We start from the raw sequence: 12,220 nt of genomic DNA on the forward strand, positions 1-12,220 counted from the left end.
TCACAACGCTAGCATCGGATAGGCGTGGACCGATTCCACGCGGGATGGGAGTTGGGTCGATGACGCTGCGGCACGTCCAGGGCAACGAGTACCGCGAGGAGCACGGCGGGGACTACGAGGACTTCGAGCCCGGCATGGTGATCCGGCACTGGCCGGGGCGCACCATCTCCGAGACGGACAACACCTGGCTGACCCTGCTCACCATGAACCAGCACCCGCTGCACTTCGACGAGCACTACGGCCAGGGCAGCGAGTACGGCCGGGTGCTGGTCAACAGCGGGATCACGCTGTGCCTGGTGGGCGGCATGACCGTGCAGGCGTTGTCGGCGCGGGCGGTGGCGAACCTCGGCTGGGACAAGGTCCGCCTGCGCGAGCCGGTCTTCGTCGGCGACACCCTCTACGCGACCAGCCGGATCCTCGACAAGCGGCTGAGCCGGTCCCGCCCGGGGCAGGGCATCGTCACCGTGGAGACCACGGGCGAGAAGTCCACCGGGGAGACGGTCATCGTCTTCGAACGCTCCTTCATGGTCCGCTGCCGCGGCGACGCCTGAGGGTTCACGTCACGGCCGCCGCCTGCTCGCGCAAAGCCAGCGCGGCGGCCGTGTCCTCGATCGACATGCCGACGGTCCGCAGCACCGACGTCCGCCCGTCGACGCGCGTCTCGCCGTCGAGCAGCGCGCCCAGCTCGTGCAGGTCGTCGACGGTGAGCACCCCGGCGGCCAGGGCGGCCCGGATCTCGCCGGCGCCGTCCAGCGCGGCGGTCCGGTCCTCCACCACCGCGACGGCGTCCGCCAGGACGGCGGGGTCCAGCTCGATGGCGTCCGGGTGGGTGCCGCCGATGACGTTGACGTGCGCGCCGGGCGCCACCCAGTCCGCCTCGATCAGCGGCCGGTTGTCGCTGGTGGAGGTGGCCGTGCAGATGATCGCCGCGTCGGCGACGGCGGCCTTGGCGCTGTCGCAGACCGTCACCCGGAGCCCGTGGGTGTCCCGCACCCGGTCGGCGAACTGCTCGGCCCGCCCCCGGGTGCGGGAGAAGACCCGTACGGTGCGGATCGGCCGCACGGCCGTCATGGCGCGGACCAGGGCGCGGGCCTGCACGCCGGCGCCGAGGACGGCGAGGTCGTCGGCGTCGTCGGCGGTGCAGCAGCGGGTCGCCACGGCGGCCACCGCCCCGGTCCGGACGGCGGTGAGTTCCGCGCCGTCGAGCAGGGCGGTGATCTGCCCAGTGTCCAGGTCGGTCAGCGCGACGATCCCGTGGATCAGCGGCAGGCCCCGCCCGGGATTGTCCGGGGTCAGCGTGGTGATTTTCACGCTGCCCACCCCGCGCCGCTCCCAGACGGCGGGGCTGACCAGCAGCACCCGCTCGTCGCCGTGCTCGATGACGGTCCGCGCCGGGGACCGGGTCCGGCCGGCGGCGAGGTCCACGAACATCTCGGTCAGGGTGTCGACGACCCGCAGCATCGGCCGGGGACCCGCCATGTCGGCGGCGCCGATCATCGTCGGCCCGGTCACCGGTCACCGCCGCTGAACCGGGCGGCCCAGGCGTCCTCGCGGGCCACCGTGTCGCGGGCCAGCCGGGCGAACGGCGGGCCGACCATGTTGCCGTCCAGCACGGCGATCCCCCCGTCGGCGGCGCGTACGGCGTCGGCGACCCGGCGGGCCAGCCGCAGGTCGTCGGGGTGTGGACGCAGCGCCCGGTTGATCACGTCGAGCTCGCCCGGGTGCACCGTCGCCTTGCCATGGAAGCCGAGGGCCCGCACCCGGGCGGTCTCCTCGGCCAGCACCGCCGGCTCGGCGAGCCGGAAGTTGGCGGTGTCGATGCAGGCGGTGCCGTACCGGGCGCAGGCGAGGGCCATCGCCTGCCGGGCGGCGAGCATCGCCTCCCAGGTGATCTCGACGCCGAGGGTGGCGGCCAGGTCGGCGGAGCCGAGCACCAGCCCGTCGGCCGCCCGGGCGATCGCGTCGATGCCGGTGATCGCCTCGACGGTCTCGACCGTCACGTAGATCTCCGGGTGGGCGCCCGCCGAGGCGAGGATGCGGCGCAGCAGCTCCACCTCGTCGGCGGAGGTCACCATCGTCATCATCACGATGCCGGGCCGGGCCGGGCACTCGGTGAGCAGCAGCAGGTCGTGCACGGCGGCGACGCTGCCCAGCTCGTTGATGCGTACCGCGACGTTGGCCGGTCGGGGTGCCTTCTCCAGGGCGTCCCGGCACACCACGCGGGCCGCCGGCTTCTCCGCCGGCGGCACCGAGTCCTCCAGGTCGATCAGGTGCACGTCGGCGTCGTACGACCAGGCCTTGACGACCCGGTCCAGGGAGAGCGCGGGCGTGTAGAGGATGCTGCGCGGGAACGCGCGGACCCCGGTCACGGCGCGACCGGCTCGGGCAGCGCGGCGGCCGGTCGGGCCCCCGCCTCGACGAGCACCGCGCAGAGCCGGCGGATCTGCTCCTCGGTCTGCCCGGCGCGCAGCATGACGCGCAGGCCGGCGGTGCCGCGGGCGACGATCGGGAAGAACACCGGCGAGGTGTAGAACCCGGCCGCGAAGACCCGCTGCGCGGCGTCGACGACGGTCTCGTCGGTCATCGGCACGACCCGGATCGGGTACGTGCTGCCGGACTGCTCGGTCGCCAGCAGCGAGTCGAAGAGCGCGATGTTGGACCGCAGCCGCCCCTGGAGCTGGGTGAGCTCGTCGGTGCGGTGGATCTCCGCGGAGGCGAGGGCCGCGCCGACGGCGGCGGCGTTCATCTTCTGCGAGTAGCCGAGCGGGCCGGCGAAGCGTTCGATGAGCCGCCGCGTCGCGAGGGGGTAGCCGTCGAGCAGGATGGCGGTGCCGCCGGCCCCGAAGCCCTTGCTGAGGGTGGCGACGGTGATGGTCCGCTCGTCCAGCACCGGGGAGTGCGAGCGGACGTACCCGATGCCCCGCTCGCCGTAGGCGGAGAGCGAGTGCGAGTCGTCGTAGAAGACGAGCATGTTGTAGCGGTCCTGCAGCTCGGCCAGCTCCTTGACGGGGGCGTACCCGCCGAGGCTGTCGGAGCCGTCGACGACGTAGCAGACCCGCTCGTAGGTGCGGCACATGTCCTCGAGGAAGTCGAGGTCGTGGTGGCGGCAGGTGACCACCTCGGACTCGTCGGCGCAGCTCGGTTTGGCGTTGGCCAGCGACACGTGGGCGTTCTTGTCGAAGACCATCAACGGCCGGGTGCCGTTGCCGAGGTGACCCGAGGCGATGATCGGCAGCAGCCCGGTGCTGGCCGCCGCCGTCGAGATCGCGCTGATCACCATCGCGCCGAACAGCTCGCCCAGCGACTCCTCCAGCTCCAGCAGCACCGGCGTCTGCACCCGCGTACGCGGGATGCAGTGGTCCAGCACCCCGAAGCGGCGCAGCGCGTCGACCGCCCCGTCGATGACCTTCGGGTGGGTGTCGAGGTCCAGGTAGGAGCAGACGGTGAAGTTGACGAACCGGTGCCCCTCGGGCGTGGTGAGCACGCCGTCGGCGAGGTCACCGACGATGCCGGCGACCCCGTGCTCCTCCGACATGTTCCAGAAGGTGTTGCCGATGCCGATGAGCTTGTCGTTGTTGCGGTAGCGGTGGGTCGGGGTGATGGTCTTGCGCTCGCTCATCAGGAGTTCACCTCGGTGGGCTGGTAGCTGTAGACGCCCTTCACCCGCCGGTAGGCGTACGTGTAGAGGGCGACGCCGAGCACGTGCGGCCGGCGGAGGATCTTCTTGGACTTCAGCCAGAAGTTGACGTTGATGTTCATGTCGTCCAGCGACTCGGCCTGGTGCCACCAGCCCAGCGGCAGATAGAGCATGTGGCCGGGTTCGAGGATGAAGTCGCGGCGCTGGGCGAGTTTGGGCCCGACCCGCGGGAAGCGGTCCAGGTCGACGTTGTCGAGGTCGAACACCTGGGACTTGTCGCCGAAGCCCTGCCACACCGACCGGGGATAGTAGTCCCGGGAGCCGGGCGGGGCGATGATGAACCGCTTGCGCCCCTCCAGGGCGATGTTGAAGTTCTCGAACTCGTCGAAGTGGTTCTTGGTGAAGACGCCCTGGTGGCTGATCCACAGGTTGGCCGCGTACAGGGTGCTGCCGTAGCCGAAGAACTTCTCCGCGTCGAAGCCGATGACGGCGTTCACGTCGGCCGGGCTGTTGCGGATGTTCGACACGACCCGGTGCCAGGTGCCGGGGGTGTTCAGGTGCCGCTCGTCGGCGAAGAACTCGCGGAGTCTGATGTCGCGGGTCTCCCAGCGGCCCGGGTGGTTCTTGTCGCCCGGCTCGCTGAAGAGGGTGACCGTCATGTCGGCCAGCCGCTCCGCGACGCCGTCCCGGCCGAGGCCCTGCACGGTGCTCGGCAAGGAGATCACCACGGGCACGTCGGCCTTGAAGAGACCGCCGGGACCGACGGCCGTGAACTCGTCGAACGTCATGCGGGCCACCGGCACGCCCGCGGCTGCGTCAACTCCCATGTCCCCTGTCCTCACTGCTGGATTCCGACTGGTTCGGCCACCCGTTGCCGGGCGCTCAGTTCCGCCACCACGTCCACGATCAGGTCCTCCTGACCGGCGATGGCCTGTCGCCGGCCGAGTTCGAAGAAGACGTCCCGCGGGTCGACGCCGGCGCGGGTGGACAGGTCCAGCACCCGGTGCTTGAACCCCGAGAACACCCCGGCCAGGCCACTGACGATGCTCATCGACTCGGTCACCGGCGGCGCGGGCATCAGTTCCCGCTCGGCGAGGTCGGCGGCGTCGAGGAGGGCGTACAGGTCGATGCCGGTGGCGAATCCGCTGCGTTCCAGCACCGGCACCAGCACCTCGAGCTGGGTGTTGCCCGCTCCGGCGCCGAAGCCCCGCGCGCAGCCGTCGATGATCGACGCACCGGCCTGCGCCGCGGCGACCGAGTTGGCGACGGCCATGCCGAGGTTGTCGTGACCGTGGAAGATCACCGGGGTGTCGACCGCCGCGACGATCGCACCGATCCGGGCGGTGACGTCCGGCGGCAGGAAGTGCCCCGCCGAGTCCATGATCCCGACGGCCTGGGCGCCGTACCCGACGGCCTGCGCGGCCTGCGCCGCCAGCTCCGCGGGGGACGCCATGTGGCTCATCATCAGTACGCAGTGCGCCTCGACGCCCGCGTCGCGCAGCACTCCCAGGTGACGCTCGGCCAGCGACGTCTCGGTGGCGTGCACCCCGATGCGGAACACGTCGGCGCCGTGGCCGATCGCCCGCCGCAGGTCGTCGGAGGTGCCCCAGCCGGGCAGCATGAAGACCCCCATCCGGCTGTGCCGCAGCGCCTCCCGGACCGTCGAGAGCATCACGTCGTCGGTCACCGCAGCCCGGCCCACCTGCAGCGAGGAGGCACCGAGGCCGTTGCCGTGACCGACCTCCACCACCGGGATCCGCGCCGCGTCCGCCGCTTCCGCGTAGCGACGCAGGGCCGTGGCGCCGAGCTGGTGCCGGACGGCGTGCTGGCCGTCGCGCAGCGTCGGGTCGTGGATGACGACGTTCCTCATCGGCCCACCACCTCCACCGGCACGTCGCGTCCCAGCCGGGCCGCGTGCTGCTCGGCGACCATGACGGCGGCCGAGTTGATGATGTCGAGGTTGCCGGCGTACGCGGGCAGGACGTCACTGTCGGCCGTCACCTGCACCGCGACCGTGACCCGGTCGTCGGCGACCGTGCAGGCGGTCACCGCGTAGCCGGGGGCGAAGCTGCGGACCCGCTCGGCCGCGCCGTCGACCGCGGCGCGCACCGCCGCCGGGTCGGCGCCGGGAATCCGCGCGTGCACCGCCGTCCGGAAGGTGGCCGGCGGCACCGCCGGGCTGATGTTGAGGATCGCCTTCACGTCGGAGACGCCGGAGAAGGCGGTGAGGGCGTGCCCGGTGGTGGCCACGTACTCGTCGAGGTTGAGCCGGGTCGCCCGGCCGGCGATGTCGCTGGCCACCGTCGAGACCACCTCCAGGTACGCCACCGGGAAGCGGGTGGCGAGGGCGTGCACGATCGGCACGGACGCCTGCCCGCCGCAGCTGATCAGGTTGACGTTGCGCCCGGTCGCCGCTGACACCCCGGTGACGGTGGGCACCACCATCTCCCCCACCCGGCTGGGCGTCAGGTCGATCACCAGCGTGCCGAGCGGCTCCAGCAGCCGCCAGTGCTCCCGGTGCGACGCCGCGCTGGTGGCGTCGAGGACGACATCGAACGGCCGGGACGCCGCGAGCACGGCGTCGATACCGGCGGCGGTGGTCGGATAGCCGAGCTGCGCGGCGTGGCGAAGGCCCGCCGAGTCGGGGTTACGGCCGGCCACCAGCCGCAGGTCCAGCAGCCGGGACCGGTGGACCTTGCTGATCAGGTCCCGGCCGATCGCCCCGGTGCCGATGACGGCGACGGTGGCGGGCCGGACCAGGTCCGCCCCGGTGCCGGTCGCGCCGCTCACGGCGACCGGATCGTGGGTTCTCATGTACGTCGTTCCTCACCTTCGCGGTGTGCGCGGTGGTCTCGTCGGCGACCGTGGACAAGGGGCGGGCCGGCATCAGCACGGGCGCTGCCCGGGCGCGTGGCACCGCCCGGGGCGGGCGAACCGATCGGTTCGCGCCACGTCGGCGGCCACACTCGGGGCTGTCACCGGCGCACGGTGGACCCCGGAGTCGGCGGTCAGCGTCGTCACCGGAAACCACACGACGGGCCCGTTCGGGCCCGTCCCGCACACCTGACAGAAATAGAAAGTTCCGTACCTCAGTCTGATCTGAGAAGTCTCGACGCCGTAATCGAAAGCGCTCCTGATGATGCACGTACGCCTATACCGGCGTTGCCATTCCCAGCGGCGGCCACCGCCTGCCGCCATCGAAGGTACCAGATGCTCGTGTGACAGGGACCGTCCAGAGCGGTCACACTCCTGACAGTCCTCGTCGGACGGCGTGGACCGGTCGGTTCCGTCGGCGTGCGTCCCGATTCGCCTGCTCTCAAAGGCTTTTGTCGGTGCTCCGCCCGCCGGCCGGGTGCTTCCCGCACGCTCCCGGACGGCCCGGACACGGGCACCCGCCACTGGCCGGTCGGCAGGCGACCGACGGGCCCGGCGGGACACCGTCGACAACGTCGTCACCATTTCGACTATCCTCAGCAGGCTCCCGCGTCCTACCCCCGCGTCACTTTCCGGTGCGGGGTCGTGATCGACTGTGGAAGACGGCGGGATCGGCCACCGAAAAGGGGACGGAATGGATTGTCGGCACCGCGACAGGCGTCTTTACGCCAGTCGTACGCCATGAGCGCCGTGCTGGACGCGTTGCCGCCGCGCGGCCGGCACCGGATGCTCAGCCGCGACTTCTCCCGGCTCTGGACGGCCGCCGCGGTCTCCGCGATCGGCGACGGGGTCACCATCGCCGCCGCTCCCCTGCTGGCCGCCCAACTCACCGACGACCCGCGCCTGATCGGCGGCGCCTCGGTCGCCTTCACCGTGCCGTTCGTGCTCTTCGGCATCCCGGCCGGACTCCTGGTCGACCGCCTCGACATCCGGGCGGCGATGGTCCGCGTCGACCTGGCCCGCGTCGCCCTGCTCGCGCTCCTCGCCGCCGGGATCGCCGGCGGCTGGGGCGGACTGCCGCTGCTCTACGTCTGCCTGTTCCTGCTCGGCGTCGGTGAGGTCTTCTTCCGCAACGCCTCCCAGGTGCTCGTCCCGTTCATCACCGCCGATTCCGGGCTGGCCACCGCCAACGCCCGCGTCATGGCCGCCCAGGAGGCCGGCAGCGGCTTCCTCGGCCCGCTCGTCGGCGCGCTGCTGTTCGGGGTGGCGGTCGCGCTGCCGTTCGGCGTCGACGCGGCCACCTTCCTCTGCTCCGCGCTGCTGGTCACCCGGATCCGCGGCGGCCGGCCACCCGCCGCCCGGCCGGAGCGCACCGGCGTGCTGCCGGAGATGCTGGCCGGCGCGCGCTGGCTGTGGCGGCACCACCTGCTGCGCAGCCTCGCCCTGCTCTCCTGCCTGATCAACATCGCCGGCAACGCGATGCTCGCCGTGCTCGTGGTGCACAGCAGGCAGGTGCTGCACCTGAGCCCGTTCGGCTACGGCGTGATGCTCTCCTGCCAGGCCGTCGGCGCTGTCCTCGCCTCCCGCTTCGCCCCCGCCCTGACCGGTCGGCTCGGCCGGGAAAGGGCCCTCGTCGCCACCGCCACGCTGATCGCCGCCAGCGAGGCGGTGCTGGCCGCCGTGCCGTCCCCGTACGCGGCGGGCGCCGCCCTCGCGCTCTTCGCCTGCGGGACGGTGACCTGGAACGTCGTGGTGGTGGTGCTCCGGCAGACGCTGGTGCCCCGGCACCTGCTCGGCCGGGCCAACAGCGTCTACCGGCTCGTCGCCTGGGGCGGCCTGCCCGTCGGCGCGGCGGCCGGTGGCCTCCTCGCCGCCGCGGCGGGCACCCCCACCGTCTTCGCCGTGGGCGCCGCCGTCATGGCGGTCGTCGCGGTGGCCCTCCTGCGCGGCGCCCGCCGGCAGTGGATCACCAGAGAGGACCCGGCATGAGGACCACCCCCCGCCAGGCACGCCGGTCACCGCTGGGTCGGGCGTACGGCGAGCAGCTCGCCGCCCACCCGGCGGTGGGCGACCCGACGGCCGCCGCGCGGGACTCCGCCGCGCTGACCCTGGCCTACCGGGGCCGGTTCCTGCCCGGTCCCGCCTTCCTCAGCGACACCGAGCGCCGCTCCGTCGCGCAGGACCTGCACACCCTCCACGGCCTGCTGCGCTCCCTGCCGGAGCGGGTCTTCGGCGGCAGCCTCACCGCCCTCGCCGACGCCGTCGGCCTCAACCCCCACCAGGCGGCGCTGATCACCCGCAGCGCCCGCACCGGCTCGCTGCTGCCCCTCGGACGCGCCGACCTCTACCACGACGGCACCGCGTTCCAGCTCCTGGAATTCAACATCACCAGCGCGCTCGGCGGCTTCGAGAACGCCGACCTCAACCGGGCGATGCTGGCGTACCCGCCGCTGCGGGAGTTCGTGGCGCGGCACGGGCTGCGCTACCGGGACACCCTCGGCTGCATGGTGCGGACCATGTCCGCCGAGTGCGCCGCCGCGCTCCCCGCCGACCGCCCACCCGTGGTCGCCGTGGTGGACACCGAGGAGAACTTCTCCGTCGTGGGGCCACGCCTGGCGGTGCTCGCCGAGGGACTGGCCGACCACGGCATCGAGGGCATCGCCTGCCACCTGGGCCAGTTCACCTACCCGCAGGGCCGGCCGACCGTCGCGGGACGGGCCGTCGACGTGGTCTTCCGCTACTTCCTCGTCGAGGACCTCACCGACCCGGCGGCGACCGCCCCGCTGGAGCCGCTGCTCGTGGCGGCCGAGCAGGGCCGGGTGGGTCTGTTCAGCCGCCTCGACGCCGAGCTCTACGGCAACAAGGGCACCCTCGCCATGCTCTCCGACGACCGGCACCGCGACCTGTTCGACGCCGACGAGCGGGCCTGCGTCGAGCGGCTCCTGCCGTGGACCCGGTACGTCCGCGCCCGCGGCACCGATCCCGGCGGCTCCGACGTCGACCTGCCCGCGTACGCCCGGGCCCGGCAGACCGAGCTGATCCTGAAGCCGACGCTGCTGCACGGCGGCAGCGGCATCGTCGCCGGCTGGGAGGTCGACGCGGCCGAGTGGGCGGCCCGGCTCGCCTCGGCGGTGGACGGCCCGTACGTGCTGCAGCGTCGGGTCCGCCCGGCCGCCGAACCCTTCCCCGACGGCGCCGGTGGCCTGCTCGACCTCTACCTCAACTGGGGCATCTACCTGGCCGACCCGGACGTCGTCGGCGAGGACGGGTACGCGGGCTGCTTCGTCCGCGCCAGCACCGACCCGGCGGTCGGCGTGGTCAGCATGGCGGGCGGCGCGCGGGTCGGCTGCGCCTTCCACGGCTGACCACGGCCCGCCGCCCCGAGGTAGCCTCGCCCGGTGCGGCGACTCCGTTGGCCCGACCTGCGCAACGCTCGCGACCTCGGGGGGATCCCGACCATCGACGGTGGACGGATCCGCGAGCGTGCCCTGATCCGCACCGACAACCACAGCCGACTCGGCACGGCCGGTGTGGCCGCCATCGGGGCGTACGGCGTGACCCGCGTGATCGACCTGCGGTGGGAGTGGGAGGCGGCGAAGTATCCGAGCCCGTTGGCCGGTGACGAGCGCTACCGACTCGTGCCGGCGTGCTTCGACCCCACCGGGGACGAGGAGATCCCGCCGGACAGCTATCGGCTGATGGTCGACGCCAGCCGGGACCGGCTGGCCGCCGCGCTCAGTGCGATCGCGGAGGCTCCGCCGGGCGGCGTCGTCCTGCACTGCCATGCCGGCCGGGACCGCACCGGGGTGGTGGTGGCGCTCGCGCTGCACGTCGCCGGTGTCTCCACGGAGTCGATCGCCGTGGACTACGCGCTGACCGACAGCTCTCCACCGGCCATGATCGCCAACACGTTCGCTCATCTGGAGGCGCGCTACGGCGGCGTCGCGGAGTACCTGGTCGGTTCCGGCGTACCGCCCGGACACCTGGCCGCGATCCGCGCCCGGCTGACCTGACCAGCGACGTCACACCGGGCAGCCGGGCACATGGGAACGGCGAGGTGATCAAGAATGTGCCTCATGACTGTTCCTGGATCGACCGGCAGGCCGGTGCGGCAGCCGGCCCGTGTCTGGCTCCTCGTCGCAGGGTTGATCGCGGCCGGCGGCGTACTGGCCGGGATCCTGCTGCTTCTCGCTCCTGGCGGAAGCCTTGGTCAAGGCTTCACGCCGGGCGAGCCGGTCACCGTGCGGCTGCATCCCTCGTCGCCGCAGATGGTGTGGGCGAAGGAAGGCCCGGACGGTGTGCCGGGTGTGCAGTGTGAGGCGGAGACGCCGGTCGTGCCTTCCTCAACGGCCCTGGAGAACCCACTGTTCGACGTGTACGAACTCACGGTCGACGGCGAGCGATGGCGAGGAGTCCTGGCAATTCTGGGAGATCCTGCGGGCACGTACCAGCTTGCCTGCCAGGCTTCCGGCGCATCCACCTCGGCACTGTCGATTGGTGACGCCCCGTGGTCCTACGGTCTCCGACACAGTGGCCTCTTCCGTATGGCGACCTTCGGTGCTCCGGTCTCCGACACCACCGTTGCTTCGACGCTGTTGGTCCTGGGCAGCGTCGTCGGCCTACCCACCGCAGTCACGGCTGCCCGCCTGCGGCGGAGGATCCGCCCATCACCAACGGCCGGATGACACCGGTGGCACCTTCCCCAGCGTGCGCACCGCGGTCGAAGACACCGCCGCCAGTTCGGGCTGCGCCGGCAGGAACACCGTCGGAACACCCAGCGACTGGTTCATCGCGGCGAGCCGGGACTCGTTCTGCAGGTCCGTGGTGTTGCGGACGCCGCGGACGATCACTCCCACGTCATGTCGACGGCACCAGGTGGCGGTCAACCCGCTCCAGGCCACCACGGTGACCGAGGTCCACTCGACCGGCAGCACGGCCCGCACGGCGGCGGCCCGCTCCTCCTCGTCGGCGCCCGGCTGCTTGTTGCTGTTGACCGCCACGAGGACGACCACCTCGTCGAAGAGGTGACGTGCCCTCTCCACCACGTCCATGTGCCCGGGAGTGACGGGATCGAAGGTGCCGGGGTAGACGGCTCGCACGCGTACGCGATCGGAGGTGGATGCGGTCGGACGCGGCCCTGCCGCTGGCTCGGTCGTCACGGCCGCAGGACCCGCTGCGCCTCGCCGATGACCTGCTCGGAGGCGAGAGGCACCCACGAGGTGAACAGGTCCCGGAAATAGCTGCCGTGCCGGTCCGCCACCGCGGGATCGTGCGCCATGACATCCAGTTCGTTGACGATGCTCAGGTCCACCAGCGACCGGAGTCGCGCCGCCTCCGGCGTGCTCACCTCGCCGGTGAAGCGGTCGAACACCTGGCCGGTCCTGGCCAGCTCCCGCCAGGTGCGGCTGCGGTCGCAGGCGCCGTACAGGTACACCAGCGCCTCCGCGTCGGCACCGACGAGATCCCGCAGCACGGCACGGTCCGCCCGGTCGAGCAGGGCGACATCGAACCCGTCGGTGCCGTAGGCGGCGTGGGTGAGGCCGGCGGCCTGCACGTCACTGCCGCAGCCGAGCACGGCGAGCCGTTCACTGACCCGACACAGGTGGGCGTAGAGGGTGCCCCCGGGATGCGCGATCTGCTCAGCCCCGTGTCGGCGGAGCCAGACCCGCACGCCCTCGTCGGTGCTCATGGACCGACTGTAGGTAGCGA

13 protein-coding genes are annotated in these 12,220 nt (G+C 72.3%); 5 read left to right on the plus strand and 8 right to left on the minus strand.

All coding sequences use genetic code 11. The features are described 5' to 3' along the window. The first annotated feature begins 59 nt into the window (after positions 1-59). Positions 60-551 carry a MaoC family dehydratase gene (locus ABUL08_RS10105; RefSeq protein WP_350936783.1) on the plus strand — a complete coding sequence of 164 codons (492 nt, stop codon included), beginning with the start codon at positions 60-62 and terminating at the stop codon, positions 549-551. Between the two features lie 4 nt (positions 552-555). Here the strand turns inward: ABUL08_RS10105 and ABUL08_RS10110 are convergent, their stop codons facing one another. The 6 genes from ABUL08_RS10110 to ABUL08_RS10135 are packed head-to-tail and all read right to left on the minus strand — an operon-like array spanning position 556 to position 6,451. Further along, entirely contained in the window at positions 556-1,497 is a 942-nt protein-coding gene (locus ABUL08_RS10110; RefSeq protein WP_377522750.1) for an ornithine cyclodeaminase family protein, read from the minus strand. Positions 1,498-1,508: 11 nt separating this feature from the next. Beyond that, entirely contained in the window at positions 1,509-2,369 is an 861-nt protein-coding gene (locus ABUL08_RS10115; RefSeq protein ID WP_350936787.1) for an HpcH/HpaI aldolase/citrate lyase family protein, read from the minus strand. Then, the gene (locus ABUL08_RS10120; RefSeq protein WP_350936789.1) at positions 2,366-3,619 is read right to left on the minus strand and encodes an 8-amino-7-oxononanoate synthase family protein; all 1,254 of its coding nucleotides are present in this window, start codon (positions 3,617-3,619) and stop codon (positions 2,366-2,368) included. The genes ABUL08_RS10115 and ABUL08_RS10120 overlap by 4 nt, the downstream gene beginning before the upstream one ends. Beyond that, a complete protein-coding gene (locus tag ABUL08_RS10125; protein WP_350938573.1) occupies positions 3,619-4,425 on the minus strand; it encodes a cupin-like domain-containing protein in 807 nt (268 codons plus the stop codon). The genes ABUL08_RS10120 and ABUL08_RS10125 overlap by 1 nt, the downstream gene beginning before the upstream one ends. Before the next feature lie 50 nt (positions 4,426-4,475). Next, positions 4,476-5,507, minus strand: a complete 1,032-nt coding sequence (gene dmpG / locus ABUL08_RS10130; protein ID WP_350936790.1) for a 4-hydroxy-2-oxovalerate aldolase — start codon at positions 5,505-5,507, stop codon at positions 4,476-4,478. Next, complete coding sequence (locus ABUL08_RS10135) at positions 5,504-6,451, minus strand: acetaldehyde dehydrogenase (acetylating) (RefSeq protein ID WP_350936793.1); 948 nt, start codon at positions 6,449-6,451, stop codon at positions 5,504-5,506. Before ABUL08_RS10135 ends, dmpG begins: the two co-directional genes overlap by 4 nt. Positions 6,452-7,252: 801 nt before the next feature. Here ABUL08_RS10135 and ABUL08_RS10140 point away from each other — a divergent pair. The 4 genes from ABUL08_RS10140 to ABUL08_RS10155 all read left to right on the plus strand — a co-directional run bounded on the left by ABUL08_RS10140 (position 7,253) and on the right by ABUL08_RS10155 (position 11,196). Further along, the gene (locus ABUL08_RS10140) at positions 7,253-8,500 is read left to right on the plus strand and encodes an MFS transporter (RefSeq protein WP_350936795.1); all 1,248 of its coding nucleotides are present in this window, start codon (positions 7,253-7,255) and stop codon (positions 8,498-8,500) included. Beyond that, positions 8,497-9,876: a hypothetical protein gene (locus ABUL08_RS10145; RefSeq protein WP_350936798.1), complete on the plus strand. Its 1,380-nt coding sequence runs from the start codon at positions 8,497-8,499 to the stop codon at positions 9,874-9,876. The genes ABUL08_RS10140 and ABUL08_RS10145 overlap by 4 nt, the downstream gene beginning before the upstream one ends. 33 nt (positions 9,877-9,909) lie before the next feature. Beyond that, positions 9,910-10,524 (plus strand): tyrosine-protein phosphatase, encoded by a 615-nt coding sequence (locus ABUL08_RS10150; RefSeq protein WP_350936800.1) that lies wholly within the window; start codon positions 9,910-9,912, stop codon positions 10,522-10,524. 63 nt (positions 10,525-10,587) lie between these two features. After that, a complete protein-coding gene (locus tag ABUL08_RS10155) occupies positions 10,588-11,196 on the plus strand; it encodes a hypothetical protein (RefSeq protein WP_350936801.1) in 609 nt (202 codons plus the stop codon). Here ABUL08_RS10155 and coaD read toward each other — a convergent pair. Together coaD and ABUL08_RS10165 are read right to left on the minus strand one after the other, a co-directional pair. Then, positions 11,179-11,610 (minus strand): pantetheine-phosphate adenylyltransferase, encoded by a 432-nt coding sequence (gene coaD, locus ABUL08_RS10160; RefSeq protein ID WP_350936803.1) that lies wholly within the window; start codon positions 11,608-11,610, stop codon positions 11,179-11,181. The two genes, ABUL08_RS10155 and coaD, sit on opposite strands and share 18 nt — an antisense overlap. A gap of 56 nt (positions 11,611-11,666) precedes the next feature. After that, complete coding sequence (locus ABUL08_RS10165) at positions 11,667-12,200, minus strand: DUF6817 domain-containing protein (protein ID WP_350936806.1); 534 nt, start codon at positions 12,198-12,200, stop codon at positions 11,667-11,669. Between the last annotated feature and the right edge of the window lie 20 nt (positions 12,201-12,220).

Origin of the sequence: Micromonospora sp. CCTCC AA 2012012 (assembly GCF_040499845.1) — a bacterium.
GTDB lineage: Bacteria > Actinomycetota > Actinomycetes > Mycobacteriales > Micromonosporaceae > Micromonospora > Micromonospora mangrovi.

Coding starts and splice junctions, on each gene's coding strand:
- ABUL08_RS10140 (WP_350936795.1), top strand. CDS start 7,253: ATGAGCGCCGTGCTGGACGCGTTGCCGCCGCGCGGCCGGCACCGGATG.
- ABUL08_RS10120 (WP_350936789.1), bottom strand. CDS start 3,619: ATGAGCGAGCGCAAGACCATCACCCCGACCCACCGCTACCGCAACAAC.
- ABUL08_RS10145 (WP_350936798.1), top strand. CDS start 8,497: ATGAGGACCACCCCCCGCCAGGCACGCCGGTCACCGCTGGGTCGGGCG.
- ABUL08_RS10105 (WP_350936783.1), top strand. CDS start 60: ATGACGCTGCGGCACGTCCAGGGCAACGAGTACCGCGAGGAGCACGGC.
- ABUL08_RS10125 (WP_350938573.1), bottom strand. CDS start 4,425: ATGACGTTCGACGAGTTCACGGCCGTCGGTCCCGGCGGTCTCTTCAAG.
- ABUL08_RS10110 (WP_377522750.1), bottom strand. CDS start 1,497: ATGATCGGCGCCGCCGACATGGCGGGTCCCCGGCCGATGCTGCGGGTC.
- ABUL08_RS10155 (WP_350936801.1), top strand. CDS start 10,588: ATGACTGTTCCTGGATCGACCGGCAGGCCGGTGCGGCAGCCGGCCCGT.
- dmpG (WP_350936790.1), bottom strand. CDS start 5,507: ATGAGGAACGTCGTCATCCACGACCCGACGCTGCGCGACGGCCAGCAC.
- ABUL08_RS10165 (WP_350936806.1), bottom strand. CDS start 12,200: ATGAGCACCGACGAGGGCGTGCGGGTCTGGCTCCGCCGACACGGGGCT.
- ABUL08_RS10135 (WP_350936793.1), bottom strand. CDS start 6,451: ATGAGAACCCACGATCCGGTCGCCGTGAGCGGCGCGACCGGCACCGGG.